Raw genomic sequence first — 14875 nt, 5'->3', positions numbered from 1 at the left:
TGGACTCATTATAAACGGGATTTTTTCTGAGGAACACAAAAAACCCCGAATAAGGGGGCACTTTTTTAATCGTGTCCCTTATTCGGGGTATAAATCACAGCAGGGGAGCTTTTAAATTGAATGTAAATTCAGGATTTTTTGTAAGCAGGACATTTAGGATAGTCAAAACAACTAAATACCCTATTGGGAGAGGGGGGAGAATATTTGCAGCGAAAAAGCTGGTTAGCTGATTACTTTGATGCCTCACTTGTGAAAAAGGATTCCCCAGCCGTTTCCTCTGCTTGATGAGCTGACAAAATTTTGAATCGAAATTCAACAGCTAGTCCATAAAAAGAGGTAAGGATGAGGATATCAATTTGAAATAAGTGTTTTCCAGAGGGAAGTATTAGGTTATAGATCTTTTCATCGAGAAAAGAAAGGTAGTAGCAGCCGGCACTTTTTTTATACCATCCCTTTATTACATGTATTTTTTAGGATTATCGTCATGGAGCCTGTCTTTTAGTGCAGCTAATTTTAAGAAGGGCTGGGAAGGGGATGCTTCTTTACCAACTCTTTATGGTTTTTTGAAATTTATTTATGTAAAGTAGTCTTGCGACTCATAAAACGAGGATATTTTACAGGAAAAACACAAAAAATAGACTGTGAGAAAGATATTTAAACAATTTTAAATGGAAAATGCACGATATTAGGAAAAGAATGCACGATTTCGTGGAAGAAATGCACGAAAATGAAAGAAGAATGCACGCTTTCGAGGGGCAAATGCACGTATTCACAACAGAATGAATACTGTTGAGGAGATATGCACGGCCTGCTCCTCCGGCCTGCCAGAGCTATAAATGTCAATTTGTCAGATTCATATTACAACTATACACGAATGTTTTCAATATATTAAATAAAGGCCGGGAATTCCCGGCCTTAACTCGCCTTAACAAAAGCCTTATTTACCCAAATTCGCGACCGCCATCTTGTTAACATTAAAATTCCGCGAAGCCACTCATCACAGATAAACGCGATCCATACTCCCACTAATCCAAGCCCAAAATGAATACCAAGAATATAGGAAAGACTGACACTGACGCCCCACATGGAGAGAATCCCCATGTAGACAGGGAACCTGACATCACCGGAGGCACGCAAGCCATTTATAATTACCAGGTTAAAAGACCGTCCGGGTTCCAAAATAGTCGTTAGTAAAATCAGCGTACTTCCTAAAGCGACAATTTCTTTATTATGAGTGAAGAAGGAAACTAACTGATGGGAGAAAAGAGAAAATACCAATGAGGCAGAGAAAGAAATAATAATGGCAAGTTTTAAACTCTTTAAACATCGTTTATAGGCTTCTTCATGTTTTTGACCGCCGACCATATGCCCAATCATAATCTCTGTACCCTGGCTTATGGCAACACTGCCAAGGTAAATGAACATCATGATATTTTGCGCATAGACCTTCGTGGTCAGCGCCTCTGTTCCCAACGATGTAATGAAAAAAGTGATGACCATTTGAGATGCATTATAAGATAAGTTCTCACCAGCGGCTGGAACGCCAATTCTTAATAGATTGCCAATATGCTCCTTAGGGAAACGAAACATCAGCTTAAAAGGAAAGGGCCTAGGGACCCGTTTAAATAAAATATAAAGGGCAAACAGAAATCCAATAAAACGGCTGACTGTGGTTGAAATAGCTACACCCTCAGGGCCCAGAACCGGAAATCCTAATAATCCAAAAATAAATAACGAGTTTCCCGTAACATTTAAAATATTCATACCCACTGCTAAAAACATGGAGTCACGTGTATAACCATAGCTTCTGATAATAGCACTAATTGTCATAATTAATGCCTGTATAAAAGAAAAACCACCAACTATTTTCAAAAAAATTTGAGCCTCATTCATTAATTCATCAGGTAAGTCCATCAGCCGCAAAAGATATCCGCCGAAGAAAAATGCAATGGCACTGAGCAGAAGTCCAAAGAGAAAGTTGGCTCCAAGTGAGACTGCCGCAATTTCGGTTGCGTTTTTCCCATGTTTTGCTCCAAGATTTTGTGCTACAAGGATGGAAGTTCCAGTGGCAACAAAACCAAACATCACAATGACAAGCGAAAGAATCTGATTGGATACCCCGACTGCAGCCACAGCTTTGTCTGAGTAAAAGGAGAGCATAAGTGTATCAGCGTTGCCCATTAGCATATAAAGTAAAATTTCAATAAATAATGGCCAGGTTATAGTAAACAAGGTCACTTTCTTTGCTGTTTTTTCCATAAATAACCCCCATCCCCGTAAAAACAAAAGAACGCGGACAAGGTTCAGTAAAGGACCCTGCCCGCTTCTAAATATCATATGTCTCTGAATATTAAACCATTAAAACTCAAGGATGGCAAAGCCTTTTGAAGGCAGCTGAATTGATAATTTATCAGTTCCAGATATTTCTTCCTTTGTCCATAAATTGCGAACAGACTTCCCAGATAGGTTAAAAGGCAGAACATAATCTACGGTATTATTTCCGGTATTGAGGATGACAACAGCCGTTCTTTCTCCATTAGATTTTGTATAGGCAAGACAGGTTTCGTGATATTCCCCAGGAATAAAGGAAAGCTGACCTTCGTTTGCCAGTAGAGGATTTTCCTGGCGCAGGGCAATCAACTTTTGTACGTGGGCAAATAGATCCCGATTTTGTTTCTCCAGGTCCCACTCCATGCACTTTCTGCAGCCGGGGTCCTGTTCACCGTTTAGGCCGACCTCATCTCCATAATAAATGCATGGTGTTCCAATAAAGGTAAGGAGGAGACTGTAAACCTGTTTAAGGCGGTCAACGTCCTCCCCGCATTCGGTCAATATTCTTGGTGTATCATGGCTATCAACAAGATTGAAAGCAACCTCGTTAACATTTTGAGGATACATATGAATTACATGGGACATATTTTCAATAAATTCATTAACACTAATTGTTTCTTTTGCAAACAAGTTAAGGATATTTGTAGTAAAAGGATAATTCATAACTGCATCAAACTGGTCACCGCGCAGCCATGGCATTGAATCATGCCAAATCTCTCCGAGAATATATAACTCTGGTTTGATTGCTTTTACTTCTTTTCGGAATTCACGCCAGAAAGCATGGTCGACTTCGTTAGCTACGTCCAGGCGCCAGCCGTCGATGTTAAATTCTCTGACCCAATAGCGTCCAACTTCTAATAGATATTCTTTAACCTCTGGATGTTCGGTATTTAATTTAGGCATCAATTCTGTAAAAGCAAAGGTGTCATAGTTTGGAATTGGCTCAGTCACGATCGGAAACTCACGGATATGGAACCAATTTTTAAAACGGGAATTTTCACCGTTTTCGAGAACGTCCTGGAATTGAGGGAAGTAAAAGCCGCTATGGTTGAAAACAGCATCAAGCATAACCTTTATTCCATTTTCGTGGCATATTTCAACCATCTTTTTAAAAGTTTCTTTGGTTCCAAACTGCGGATCAATTTCCATATAATCAATCGTATCGTATTTATGGTTGGAGTATGCTTTAAAAATTGGCGTAAAATAAATTCCGCTTATACCCAGCTCTTTAAGATGGTCAATGTGCTGGATCACACCTTCAAGGTCCCCGCCAAAGAAATTTGTACGGGAAGGTTCCGCTGATCCCCAAGGGAGAGCACCTTCGGGGTCATTTTCGCTATTGCCATTGGCAAAACGTTCAGGGAAAATTTGATACCACACCGTATTTTTAACCCAATCAGGAGCACGGAAAACATCGACATTATTTAGATAAGGAAAGCAAAAATAATAGGCAGTGTCATCCATCGGAGCCTCATTATAGAACCCTTTTTCTGTATAGCAGACAGATTCTTTCCCGTCATTTAAGATAAATCCATATCTTAATCTCCTAAAAGGGGGGGCAATGCTGATAAACCAGTAGTCAAATAATTGGTCAGATCCGCTCTTAATCATTGGAGATGTTTTGGTTTTCCATTTGCCATCTTCCCATTCATAAGGATCTCCATGCAATAATGTAACTTCTTTCATATCATTTTTTTTAGTTCTAATCCTGATATGCAATTCTTTTTCAGTGCAAGCGTATGCATAATTTTCTTTAGGGCGATGATAAACGGCTTCTTTAAACAAAATTATTTCATCCTTTCCGTACATAATATATATAGGTTATTTGACCAAATTAACAATGTCAACGATAAATTCTTACCCATTAAAATTGTCGAAAATGTTACTAAAAGAAAGATATAAATTTTTTTTTTTTTTTTTAAAGTAGTTGTCAAATTAGAGATAAGCATTATAATTAAATTACATTGTGCAATCGTTTTCACAGAATGTAAGCGCTTATTAGTGAATTGCTGTTCAGATGAAACGGTTATACACTGCAAAATTTTTTATTTATTCTTCAGGAGGGGTTCAAATGAAAAAGGGGTTATCAATTTTTATGATGATCGTCCTAATGCTAGGTGTATTAGCAGCTTGTGGTCCTAAGAAAGACGACACTAGCAGCAAAAACACCGGCAAGAAGGAGGAAGCTTCTGCTAAACCGGAAAAGCTGGTTGTATGGGAAGATAAAGATAAATCCGGCTGGCTTAAGAAAGTAGCAGCAGATTTCGAAAAACAAAACGGCGTTAAAATCGAGTTTAAAGAAGTTGAAATGGCTACAAAAATGCGCGACCAATTACGTCTTGATGGTCCTGCCGGAACTGGTCCGGATATCGTAACTTTACCACATGACCAAGTTGGACAGGTTGCAACTGAAGGTCTTATTGCAGCATTAAAAGTTGACAGCAAAGTAACTGATAGATTCTCAAAACCTTCTATTGATGCTGAAACTTATGATGGAAAACTTTATGGACTTCCAAAGTCTTCTGAAACTCCAGTTTTCATTTACAACAAAAAGCTTATGACTGAAGTTCCAAAAACAATGGACGATCTTTACACTTTTTCTAAAGGCTTCACTAAAGATGGCAAGTATGGTTTCCTTGCACTTTGGGATAACTTCTACTTCGCACACGGCATCATCGGCGGTATGGGCGGATATGTCTTCAAAACTTCTGACGATGGCAAAGTGGATGTAACTGATATCGGCCTAAACAACGAAGGTGCTGTAAAAGGTACTGAGTATATCCAAAAATGGTACAAAGAAGGCTTATTCCCTAAAGGTATCATCGGCGAAAACGGCGGATCTGCAATGGACGGATTATTCGGAGATGGCAAAGCTGCTTCCGTTATGAGCGGTCCTTGGGCATTCCAGCCATATAGAGACAAAGGAATTGACATTGGTATCACTGCACTTCCAACACTTCCAAATGGTGAGCACGTAAAAACATTTATGGGTGTTAAAGGATGGCATGTATCTGCATTCTCTAAAAATCAGGAATGGGCTACTAAATTCTTAGAGTTCATCACTAACGACGAAAATGCTAAATACCGTTTCACAAAAACTGCTGAAGTTCCAACAAACACTGCTTTAGTTGACGATCCTGCAATTAAAGACGACGAAGGTGCAAAAGCTGTAGCAGAACAGTCTCAATACGCTGTTCCAATGCCAAACGTTCCTGAAATGGGACAGGTTTGGAAGCCAATGGCTGACTCTCTTCAAACTGTTGTAACAAACAAACAAGAACCTAAAAAAGCTCTTGATTCTGCAGTAGAACAAATTAAAGCTCAAATCAAGAAGTAATTAAATGGCGGTGGTGCCTCCTCCATGGAGGTACTGCCCTCTATTTTTACAGACCAGAGTTCAGATTCTTTATGAGGGAAAAAATACTTTTTTCCTTCATAAAGAATCTGTGCTTAAAAAATAGTCATTTAGAAAAAGAAAGGGGAATATAGGATGTCTGCTGAATTATCCTATCCAACCAAACATCGAAGAACAGCGCTGCTCCTATCACTTATTCCAGGTCTGGGACAGCTCTATAACAAACAATTTTTAAAAGGTGGCGCATTTCTTGTCCTTGCTGCCGCATTTATTTATGTATTCAAGGATCTCTTGAATATTGGATTATGGGGAATAGTCACGCTGGGAGAGGAACTGCCGCGGGATCATTCTATATTCCTTTTAGTTTATGGGATTCTAGCCATAATTGTAGTTGTTTTCGGTCTTGGCTTTTACGCATTTAATCTGCGTGATGCATTTAAAACAGGGAGAATGCGGGATCAAAATGAGCCGCTTTCAACTGTTAAGGAACAATATCACAACCTGGTAGACAATGGATTTCCATATTTAATTATGACGCCAGGATTTTTATTGCTTATCTTTGTTGTAGTTTTTCCTATCATCTTTGTAATTTTACTCGCTTTTACAAACTATGATCTTTACCATTCACCACCTGCTAAATTGGTAGACTGGGTAGGAATCAAAAACTTCTTTGATATTTTTGAGATTGATATTTGGCGCCAGACATTCTTTGGAGTTCTTGCATGGACCCTTGTCTGGACATTCTGTGCAACAACTCTTCAAGTAGCACTAGGAATTTTTCTTGCCATTATCGTTAACCAGAAGGATGTAAAAGGTAAAGCTATTATCCGTACAGTATTTATACTTCCTTGGGCAGTACCTGCATTCGTATCTATTCTTGTTTTTGCAGGTATGTTCAATGAATCTTTTGGTGCGATTAACCGTGATATTCTGGGTTTCTTGCATATCAATGGACTTCCTTGGATGACTGAAAAGCTATACACACGTATTGCTTTGATTTTAATCCAATCATGGCTCGGATTCCCATTCATTTTCGCCATGACAACAGGTGTCCTGCAGTCTATACCAGATGAACTTTACGAAGCAGCTACGGTAGATGGTGCTTCAAGCTTTCAAAAATTCAAGAGCATTACCCTGCCACTTGTACTTTTTGCGACTGCACCAATCCTAATCACACAATATACGTTTAACTTTAACAACTTTAATATTATCTATCTATTTAACGGAGGCGGTCCGGCAGAACCAGGGCAAAATGCTGGTGGTACGGATATTTTGATATCCTGGATTTATCGCCTGACAATGTCATCTGCGGAATATTCGAAAGCTGCATCCATTACCCTGCTGCTTTCCATAATCGTTATTTCAGCGGCGCTATGGCAATTTAAGAGAACGAAATCATTCCAGGAAGAGGATATGATGTAATATGAATATAAAAAGACAGAAATTCACACGACTGACGCTAACTTACTTGGTAATCTTGGCTATGTTTGTTATTATCCTGTACCCATTGGCTTGGATTATTGGTTCATCTTTTAACCCTGGCCAGAGTTTATCAGGTTCAACGATCATTCCTAAGAATGCTTCTTTGATCCACTACAAAGAGCTTTTTAACACAGCAAAAAGCAACTATGTATATTGGTATCTTAATTCCTTAAAGGTTAGTATTCTAACTATGATTTTCACTGTAATTCTGGTTAGTCTCACTGCTTATTCATTTTCCCGCTACCGTTTTATCGGAAGGAAAAACAGCTTGCTTACGTTCTTAATCCTGCAAATGATTCCAAACTTTGCAGCTCTGATTGCCATTTATATCTTGGGTATGCTGACTCATCTAATTGATACTCATCTCGGTTTAATATGTGTATATGTGGGCGGTCAGATACCAATGAACACATGGCTGATGAAGGGATACTTGGATACTATTCCTAAAGAGCTGGACGAATCCGCAAAAATTGACGGTGCCGGCCACTTAAGGATCTTTTTCCAGATCGTTATGCCGCTTGCAACTCCAATCATCGCGGTCGTAGCATTGTTTGCCTTTATTGCTCCGTTTGGCGATTTCATCATTGCAAGTGTATTGCTCCGTACGGAATCTAAATATACATTGGCTGTAGGACTTTATGACCTTGTTGCAAAGCAGTTTGGTGCAGAGTTTACTACATTTGCTGCGGGTGCCGTTCTTATTGCCGTGCCGATTGCCATACTATTCCTATCCTTCCAGCGCTACTTTGTTTCTGGATTAACCGCTGGAGGAACAAAAGGGTAAGAAATTATTTGGACACTTGGACCAATTAGCTTAAAATATAGTTTAGGGAAGGGGATCTCCCCCTTCCCTATTTTTAAAGTTTCTTGTGCAAAACGCAACAAGCAACGGATGCTTTTAGGAGGTAACTTAATAATGGTAAAAAAATTGTCTGCTTTAGCACTGGTTTTAGTACTATTTCTTTCATCACTACCGGTACAGGCAGCTGAAAAAAAGCAAGATCGAAAATGGCAGGATGAGACAGTTTATTTTTTAATGGTGGACCGTTTTAATGACGGAGATACAAAAAATGATATGAATGTAAATACACTGGATCCGCTTGCGTACCATGGCGGAGATTTCCAGGGAATTATTGATAAGCTTGATTATCTGAAGGATATGGGCTTTACAGCTATTTGGATGACTCCCATCTTTGATAATGAAGATCCAGGATATCATGGTTATTGGATAAAGAATTTTTACAAGCCTGATGAGCATTTTGGGTCAATGGCAACCTTTCAAAAGCTTGTAAAGGAGGCGCATAAGCGCGGGATTAAAGTTATTCTGGATTTTGTAGCCAATCATGTTGGGAAAAATAATCCCTGGGTAAACGATCCGTCTAAGAAAGACTGGTTTCACGAGCAAAAAGATATTGCTAACTGGAATGATCAAAAAGAACTTGAAAATGGCTGGTTATATGGGCTTCCTGATTTAAATACAGAAAATCCTAAAGTTGAAAAATATCTTATTGATGCTGCTACATGGTGGATTAAAAAAACTGACATTGACGGTTACCGTCTGGATACAGTAAGGCACGTACCAACTGCATTCTGGTCAGACTTTTCAAAAGCAGTTAAAAAACAGAAAAAAGATTTTTATTTGCTGGGAGAAGTTTGGTCAAACGATCCTAATTACATAGCTAAATATGATAAAGCAGGAATAGATGGTTTTGTTGATTATCCGCTTAACGACCATCTGCGTACAGCTTTTGCAAAACCAGACCAGACTCTTAGCTGGCTTTTCAGTGATTGGGAGAGAAATAAAAAAATTTATGAAGATCCATATTTAATGGGTAATTTTATGGATAACCATGACACCCCAAGATTTACTCGTGATATTGTCAAATACAGGCAGAACCCTGGAAGCCAATGGAAAATGGCTTTAACTTATTTATACACGGCTCCTGGCATCCCAATTGTCTATTACGGAAGTGAAATTGCTCTCAACGGTGGAAATGATCCAGATAACCGCAGACAAATGAATTTCAGGGCTGACAAGGAGCTGATTGATTATATTACTAAAATCGGCGAGCTTCGCCAGCAGCTTCCTTCTTTAACGAGAGGGACAATGGAAAAGTTATACGAAGAAAACGGTATGGCAGTTTATAAAAGAAAGTACAAAAAGGAAACAACTGTCGTTGCTATCAATAATACAAGCAAATCGCAAACGGTGACCTTAAAGGGAAATCAGCTGGCTGAGGGAAAGGAACTGCGCGGACTTCTGGGTGGGGATGTGGTAAAAAGCAAAGATGGTTCTTATACTATCATCCTGGATAGGGCGACAGCAGAAATTTATGTTCTTGCCGATAAGACCGGCCTTAATTACCCTCTAATTATATCTGTTGCAGCAGTTTGGGCTGCGTTTGCTGTCTTTATTTTCCTCATTGTTAAAAGAAAGCGGGCCACAAAACAATAGGGTTTATTGAAAAAGGGGATTAGTCATGGTAGATGATTCAAGCTCAGCCATCCAGGCAGATATGAGTCATGTCAATGCGGGGACAGAATACTTGAGTATTGGAAGAGTTCTCCGTTTCTTGAAGGAGGAACAAGGCATTTCTATTTCTACTGAATCAGGAGAGTTAAAGCTTATTTTTATCCGGAAAGATATTGTTAGATTTGTCATTAATTTTTTCGGGGAGACAAACCTTTCCTCAAGCCAAGCTGTCATTGGAAAGCAGGAGAAGGTTGATTTTAAGGTAGAAGAAAGCGAAGACTTTATACTCTGCCAAACCTCTCGGTTAAAGATTTATATAAATAAAGTTCCATTACACATAAAGGTTTACGATTATCAAGACCGTGAGATTGTCAGTGATGGAAAACATGGGATAGCGTATTCTCATAGAAAAGAAGTTTTTTGTTTTAAAGAAATGAATAAAGATGATTTCTTTTATGGATTTGGAGAAAAGTCTGGATTTCTCAATAAACGCGGGGAAAAACTTACAATGTGGAATACCGACGTTTATTCCCCCCATAATCCTGAAACGGATGCACTCTATCAGTCAATTCCATTCTATCTGACAATGAGACGAGGGAATACGCACGGGATCTTTTTTGACAATACCTTTAAATCCGTGTTTGATCTCAAGTCAAGTCAATCAGAATATTCCTTTAAGGCAGAAGGCGGGCAGCTGGATTACTATATTTTTGCTGGACCTTCTCCTAAGGAGGTATTAGAACAATATACTTTTCTAACCGGGAGAATGCCGATTCCCCCTAAATGGGCGATTGGCTACCATCAATCCCGATACAGCTATGAAAACGAGAAAGAAGTTTTGGCCTTAGCCGAGGCTTTTAAAAGTAAAGGGATTCCGCTTGATGCCATTTATCTTGATATTCATTATATGGATGGTTACAGAGTATTTACTGTGGACCGGGAAAGGTTTCCCCGTTTTGAAGAAATGGTTACGGAGCTTAAGGAAAACGGGATCCGTATTGTTCCCATTGTAGATCCAGGAGTTAAAGAGGATCCTGAATATCCGGTTTATTCAGAAGGAGTAAAGAAAGAATACTTTTGCCGATACCTAGAAGGAAATATCTATTTTGGTGATGTTTGGCCTGGCAAGAGCGCCTTTCCTGACTTTGCCGCAGCTCCTGTTAGAGAGTGGTGGGGGGAACAACATCGTTTTTATACAAATACAGGAATCGAAGGCATCTGAATGATATGAATGAACCAGCTGTTTTTAATGAAACGAAAACGATGGATTTGAAGGTAGTCCATAACCAGGACGGCAGTCTTAAAACGCATAGAGAGTTTCACAATCTTTATGGATTGATGATGGGTGAGGCAACGTATTCCGGTATGAAAAAAGGGCTAAAAGGCAAGAGACCGTTTTTGCTAACAAGAGCAGGCTTTGCGGGCGTCCAGCGATATTCAGCAGTCTGGACAGGAGATAACCGGAGTTTTTGGGAGCATTTGCAAATGTCTATTCCCATGGTCCTTAATCTTGGTTTATCCGGTGTCACATTCTCAGGTACTGATGTTGGAGGCTTTGCTCACGATGCAAGTGGTGAATTGCTCGCAAGGTGGACACAGGCGGGAGCCTTCACGCCGTATTTCCGGAATCATTCTGTCATTGGCTCAGTTCGTCAGGAGCCCTGGTCATTCGGGGAGAAATACGAAAAGATTATTAAAAAGTATATTGAGCTTCGTTACCTTTGGCTTCCTCAATTATATAAACTGTTTGCAGAAGCAAGTATGAAGGGTACACCTGTTATGAGGCCACTTTTTTTTGAATATCCCGATGATACCAATACCTATCAGATTTCGGATCAATTTATGCTTGGGGAAAATGTAATAGTTGCACCAGTCATGCAGCCAGGAGCTAACCAACGGGCAGTTTACCTCCCTGAAGGTTCCTGGATTGATTATTGGTCCGATAAAGTATGGGAAGGCGGCACCTACCATCTAATTCAGGCTGAACTTGATATTTTGCCTATTTTTATTAAACATGGGTCGGTTATTGTTCTGGGAGAACCTAAACTTACTTCTGAAAAAAAGGACAAAAGAATTCAGCTTCATATTTATTTTAAGGAAAATGAGAAGGCTGTTTATCATTTTTATGATGATGATGGAATTTCTTTCGACTACGAGGCTGGAAGATATATTTTGGCTGAGTTTGATATTTCCCAGTCCGGTGAAAATCAAATTAATATAAATGTTAATAAAAAAGGTAGCTATAAACCGAATTGGAGTGAAATAGAATTCGTCATTCATGGCAAATCGGAAAAATGGAATATTTTAATCAATGGAAAGCCGTTCCTGGCTGAAAAAAAGAGCAATCAAAAAGTTATTTTTACTTTATAATATTAATTAAGAATGTAGTAACTTCTTTGAAAGAGGTGAAATGAATGGCTGTTACGATTAAAGAAGTTGCAAAAATGGCAAATGTTGCCCCTTCAACTGTTTCAAGGGTAATTGCCAATAGTCCAAGAATAAGTGAAAAAACAAAGAAAAAAGTAAAAGAAGCGATGGAGCAGCTTGGATACCATCCTAATTTTATAGCAAGAAGCCTGGCCAGCCAATCAACGCAGGCAATCGGCCTTGTAATGCCCAGTTCCGGTGATGTGGTTTTCCAAAATCCTTTTTTCCCGACCGTCCTGCAGGGAATAAGTGAAGGGGCTCACGAGAAAAATTATGCTCTTCATATGACAACTGGAAAATCGGAAGATGAAACCCTTGATGCTGTTATTCATATGGTCCAGGGCAGAAGAGTGGATGGAGTGGTCCTTCTTTACTCTAAAGTCGAGGATAAGGTAATTTCTTATTTAAAGGAAAGAGACTTTCCTTTTGTAGTGGTTGGAAAACCATATAAGCATGTCGAAGAAATCACGCATGTTGATAATGATAATTTCAGGGCAATGAGAGAAGCAACAGAATATTTGATTGGTTTGGGTCACCATCAAATTGCCTTTATCGGGGGCAGCTTGGATTTAGTGGTAACTGTCGACCGCTTATTAGGCTATGAGAGGGCCTTGAGAGATGCCAATATTCCTCTTCGGAATGAATATATTGTTCAAGAAGAGTTTCTTCGGGAAGGCGGGCAGGAAGCTGTTGCAGAACTTATGCAGTTAAAAGAGCATCCGACTGCATTGGTTGTTGCCGATGATTTCATGGCATTGGGTGTATTAAATACACTTGACGAACTGGGAATAAGAGTTCCAGAGGATATCTCTATTGTCAGCTTCAATAATGTTTTGCTGGCAGAAATGTCAAAGCCGCCATTAACTTCAGTTGATATAAATATTCTTGATCTTGGATATCAGGCATCCAAAAGCCTTATCCAAAAAATTGAAAACAATAATGAGCCAACCAAGCGGATAATTATTTCTCATAACCTGGTTGAACGGCATTCCTGTTCAAAATTATAATAAAAAAAACGAGGCAAAGCACCGCTTTGTCTCGTTTTTATTAGAAACAATGTAGTCGTTAACCATTTACTACTTTTCCTCCATTAACGTGGATCATCTGGCCTGTAATATAGGTGGAGTCATCTGATGCAAGGAAAACATAGCTTGGTGCCAGTTCGTAAGGCTGCCCAGCTCGTCCCATTGGTGTGTCTGTACCGAATTTTGCCACCTGGTCGGCAGAAAAGGTTGAAGGGATAAGTGGAGTCCAGATTGGTCCAGGGGCAACTCCATTCACTCTAATACCTTGCGCAGCCAGAGACATCGACAAAGACCTTGTGAAGGTTACAATAGCACCTTTGGTCGATGAGTAGTCGATCAACTGTTCATTGCCTGCATATGCAGTTATGGAAGCTGTATTAATAATGGAAGCTCCTTTGCTCAAATGAGGCAGAACAGCTTTTGTTAAGTAAAACATAGAGAAAATGTTTGTTTTGAACGTTCGTTCAAGCTGCTCGGCACTAATATCGAGTATGCTTTTTTGCGGATGCTGTTCACCTGCATTATTAACAAGGATATCAATTTTTCCGAACTCATCCATTGTTTGTTGAACTGCATCTTTACAGAAGGACTCATCGCCGATATCCCCCGCAATAAGAAGGCACTTGCGCCCTTCAGCCTCAATAAGCTGTCTGGTTTCTTTGGCATCACTATTTTCCTCTAAATAAATAATTGCGACATCGGCACCCTCTTTTGCGAAGTAAATCGCGACTGATTTTCCAATACCACTATCACCGCCTGTAATAATGGCGGTTTTATTTGATAATTTGCCGCTGCCTTTATAGGAAGGGTCGACTGATACTGGTTCCGGATTCATTTGTCCTTCTGTACCTGGCTGCTGGTTTTGGTGCTGCGGTGGAAATCCATTTTTTTGCTGTTTACTATTATTTGACATAAAAATCCCTCCATTTTCATAACTCCTATATTCATAATTCCTTTTTATGGTTAGAAAAAACATGGAAAAACAAGGAAGGAGACAACTTTAGGATCGAAGTGCCAGCTTTTTGGTGAGAAGGGGGGATAAATATAAAGGAATAAAGAACATTTGGCTAGATGGGACCGAACTTTTACATCGAAAACGGTCACACCGCTGTATGTAATCCCGAAACAACAAATGCTGATTACTTCCTCTATCGTAAAATAAAAAGCGAAAGAGTATTCACTCTTTCGCTGTAGAAAACTATTATCTGTAATTAATAAATTGAACATCGACTGTCAGATCTGCTTCTCTGACTGCTGAAATAATTTTTTGCAGGTCATCACGGCTTTTTCCGCTAACCCTGACCTGGTCGTCCTGAACCTGGCTTTTTACCTTAACCCCACTATTTTTTATAATAGTGTTTATCTTTTTGGCATTTTCTTTATCAATACCCTGTATCAGTTTGGCACGCTGGCGGACAGTGCCACCAGAAGCTTTTTCAATTTTGCTGTAATCTAAATTTCTAATTGGTACGTTTCGTTTAATCAGTTTCCCAAGAAGTACATCTTTTAGTTGGTCAAGCTTGTACTCGTCATCTGAAACTAGGACAAGCTCCTCTTTGTCGAGTGTAACCTCACTTTTGCTGCCTTTAAAGTCATACCGTGTTTGAATTTCTTTCATTGTTTGCGCTATTGCATTTGTTACTTCTGAGAAATCAACTTTGGATACAATATCAAATGAGCTATCTTTGGACATAAAATCCCTCCTGTACTTGGAATATAAATATAGAGACTATTTCCTTATATGGCTTCATTATAGTAAAATATAGCAATGCTAACAACCTG

The 14875-nt window shown here is 39.3% G+C and carries 10 protein-coding genes and 1 pseudogene; 7 read left to right on the top strand and 4 right to left on the bottom strand.

Translation table 11 applies throughout. From position 1 onward, the window contains the following. Positions 1–915: 915 nt before the first annotated feature. On the bottom strand, positions 916–2259 hold the full coding sequence (locus G8761_RS24410) for an MATE family efflux transporter (protein WP_166030550.1): 1344 nt from the start codon (positions 2257–2259) through the stop codon (positions 916–918). 99 nt (positions 2260–2358) lie between these two features. Beyond that, a complete protein-coding gene (locus G8761_RS24405) occupies positions 2359–4116 on the bottom strand; it encodes an alpha amylase N-terminal ig-like domain-containing protein (RefSeq protein ID WP_166030549.1) in 1758 nt (585 codons plus the stop codon). A 286-nt stretch (positions 4117–4402) separates the two neighbouring features. Between G8761_RS24405 and G8761_RS24400 the strand changes: the two genes are divergently transcribed. The 7 genes and pseudogenes from G8761_RS24400 to G8761_RS24375 all read left to right on the top strand — a co-directional run bounded on the left by G8761_RS24400 (position 4403) and on the right by G8761_RS24375 (position 13075). Beyond that, entirely contained in the window at positions 4403–5668 is a 1266-nt protein-coding gene (locus G8761_RS24400) for a sugar ABC transporter substrate-binding protein (protein WP_166030548.1), read from the top strand. Positions 5669–5821: 153 nt separating this feature from the next. Further along, positions 5822–7108: a sugar ABC transporter permease gene (locus G8761_RS24395; protein WP_166030547.1), complete on the top strand. Its 1287-nt coding sequence runs from the start codon at positions 5822–5824 to the stop codon at positions 7106–7108. Between the two features lies 1 nt (position 7109). Further along, the gene (locus G8761_RS24390) at positions 7110–7952 is read left to right on the top strand and encodes a sugar ABC transporter permease (RefSeq protein ID WP_166030546.1); all 843 of its coding nucleotides are present in this window, start codon (positions 7110–7112) and stop codon (positions 7950–7952) included. A 132-nt stretch (positions 7953–8084) separates the two neighbouring features. Beyond that, a complete protein-coding gene (locus G8761_RS24385) occupies positions 8085–9623 on the top strand; it encodes an alpha-amylase family glycosyl hydrolase (protein ID WP_166030545.1) in 1539 nt (512 codons plus the stop codon). Positions 9624–9648: 25 nt separating this feature from the next. Beyond that, positions 9649–11613, top strand: a pseudogene (locus tag G8761_RS28180) (glycoside hydrolase family 31 protein); the annotation flags it as partial. A gap of 23 nt (positions 11614–11636) precedes the next feature. Beyond that, on the top strand, positions 11637–12011 hold the full coding sequence (locus G8761_RS28175; protein ID WP_420800281.1) for a DUF5110 domain-containing protein: 375 nt from the start codon (positions 11637–11639) through the stop codon (positions 12009–12011). A 44-nt stretch (positions 12012–12055) separates the two neighbouring features. Then, positions 12056–13075 (top strand): LacI family DNA-binding transcriptional regulator, encoded by a 1020-nt coding sequence (locus G8761_RS24375; RefSeq protein ID WP_166030544.1) that lies wholly within the window; start codon positions 12056–12058, stop codon positions 13073–13075. A 58-nt stretch (positions 13076–13133) separates the two neighbouring features. Here the strand turns inward: G8761_RS24375 and G8761_RS24370 are convergent, their stop codons facing one another. Together G8761_RS24370 and G8761_RS24365 are read right to left on the bottom strand one after the other, a co-directional pair. Next, positions 13134–14006 carry an SDR family oxidoreductase gene (locus G8761_RS24370; RefSeq protein ID WP_166030543.1) on the bottom strand — a complete coding sequence of 291 codons (873 nt, stop codon included), beginning with the start codon at positions 14004–14006 and terminating at the stop codon, positions 13134–13136. 288 nt (positions 14007–14294) lie between these two features. After that, positions 14295–14786: a YajQ family cyclic di-GMP-binding protein gene (locus tag G8761_RS24365; RefSeq protein WP_166030542.1), complete on the bottom strand. Its 492-nt coding sequence runs from the start codon at positions 14784–14786 to the stop codon at positions 14295–14297. Between the last annotated feature and the right edge of the window lie 89 nt (positions 14787–14875).

The sequence above is a fragment of the Neobacillus terrae genome (genome assembly GCF_011393025.1).
GTDB classification, from domain to species: domain Bacteria; phylum Bacillota; class Bacilli; order Bacillales; family Cytobacillaceae; genus Neobacillus_A; species Neobacillus_A terrae.
Note: the sequence above shows the minus strand (reverse complement) of the source record. Positions and strands in the feature narration are given on the sequence as shown.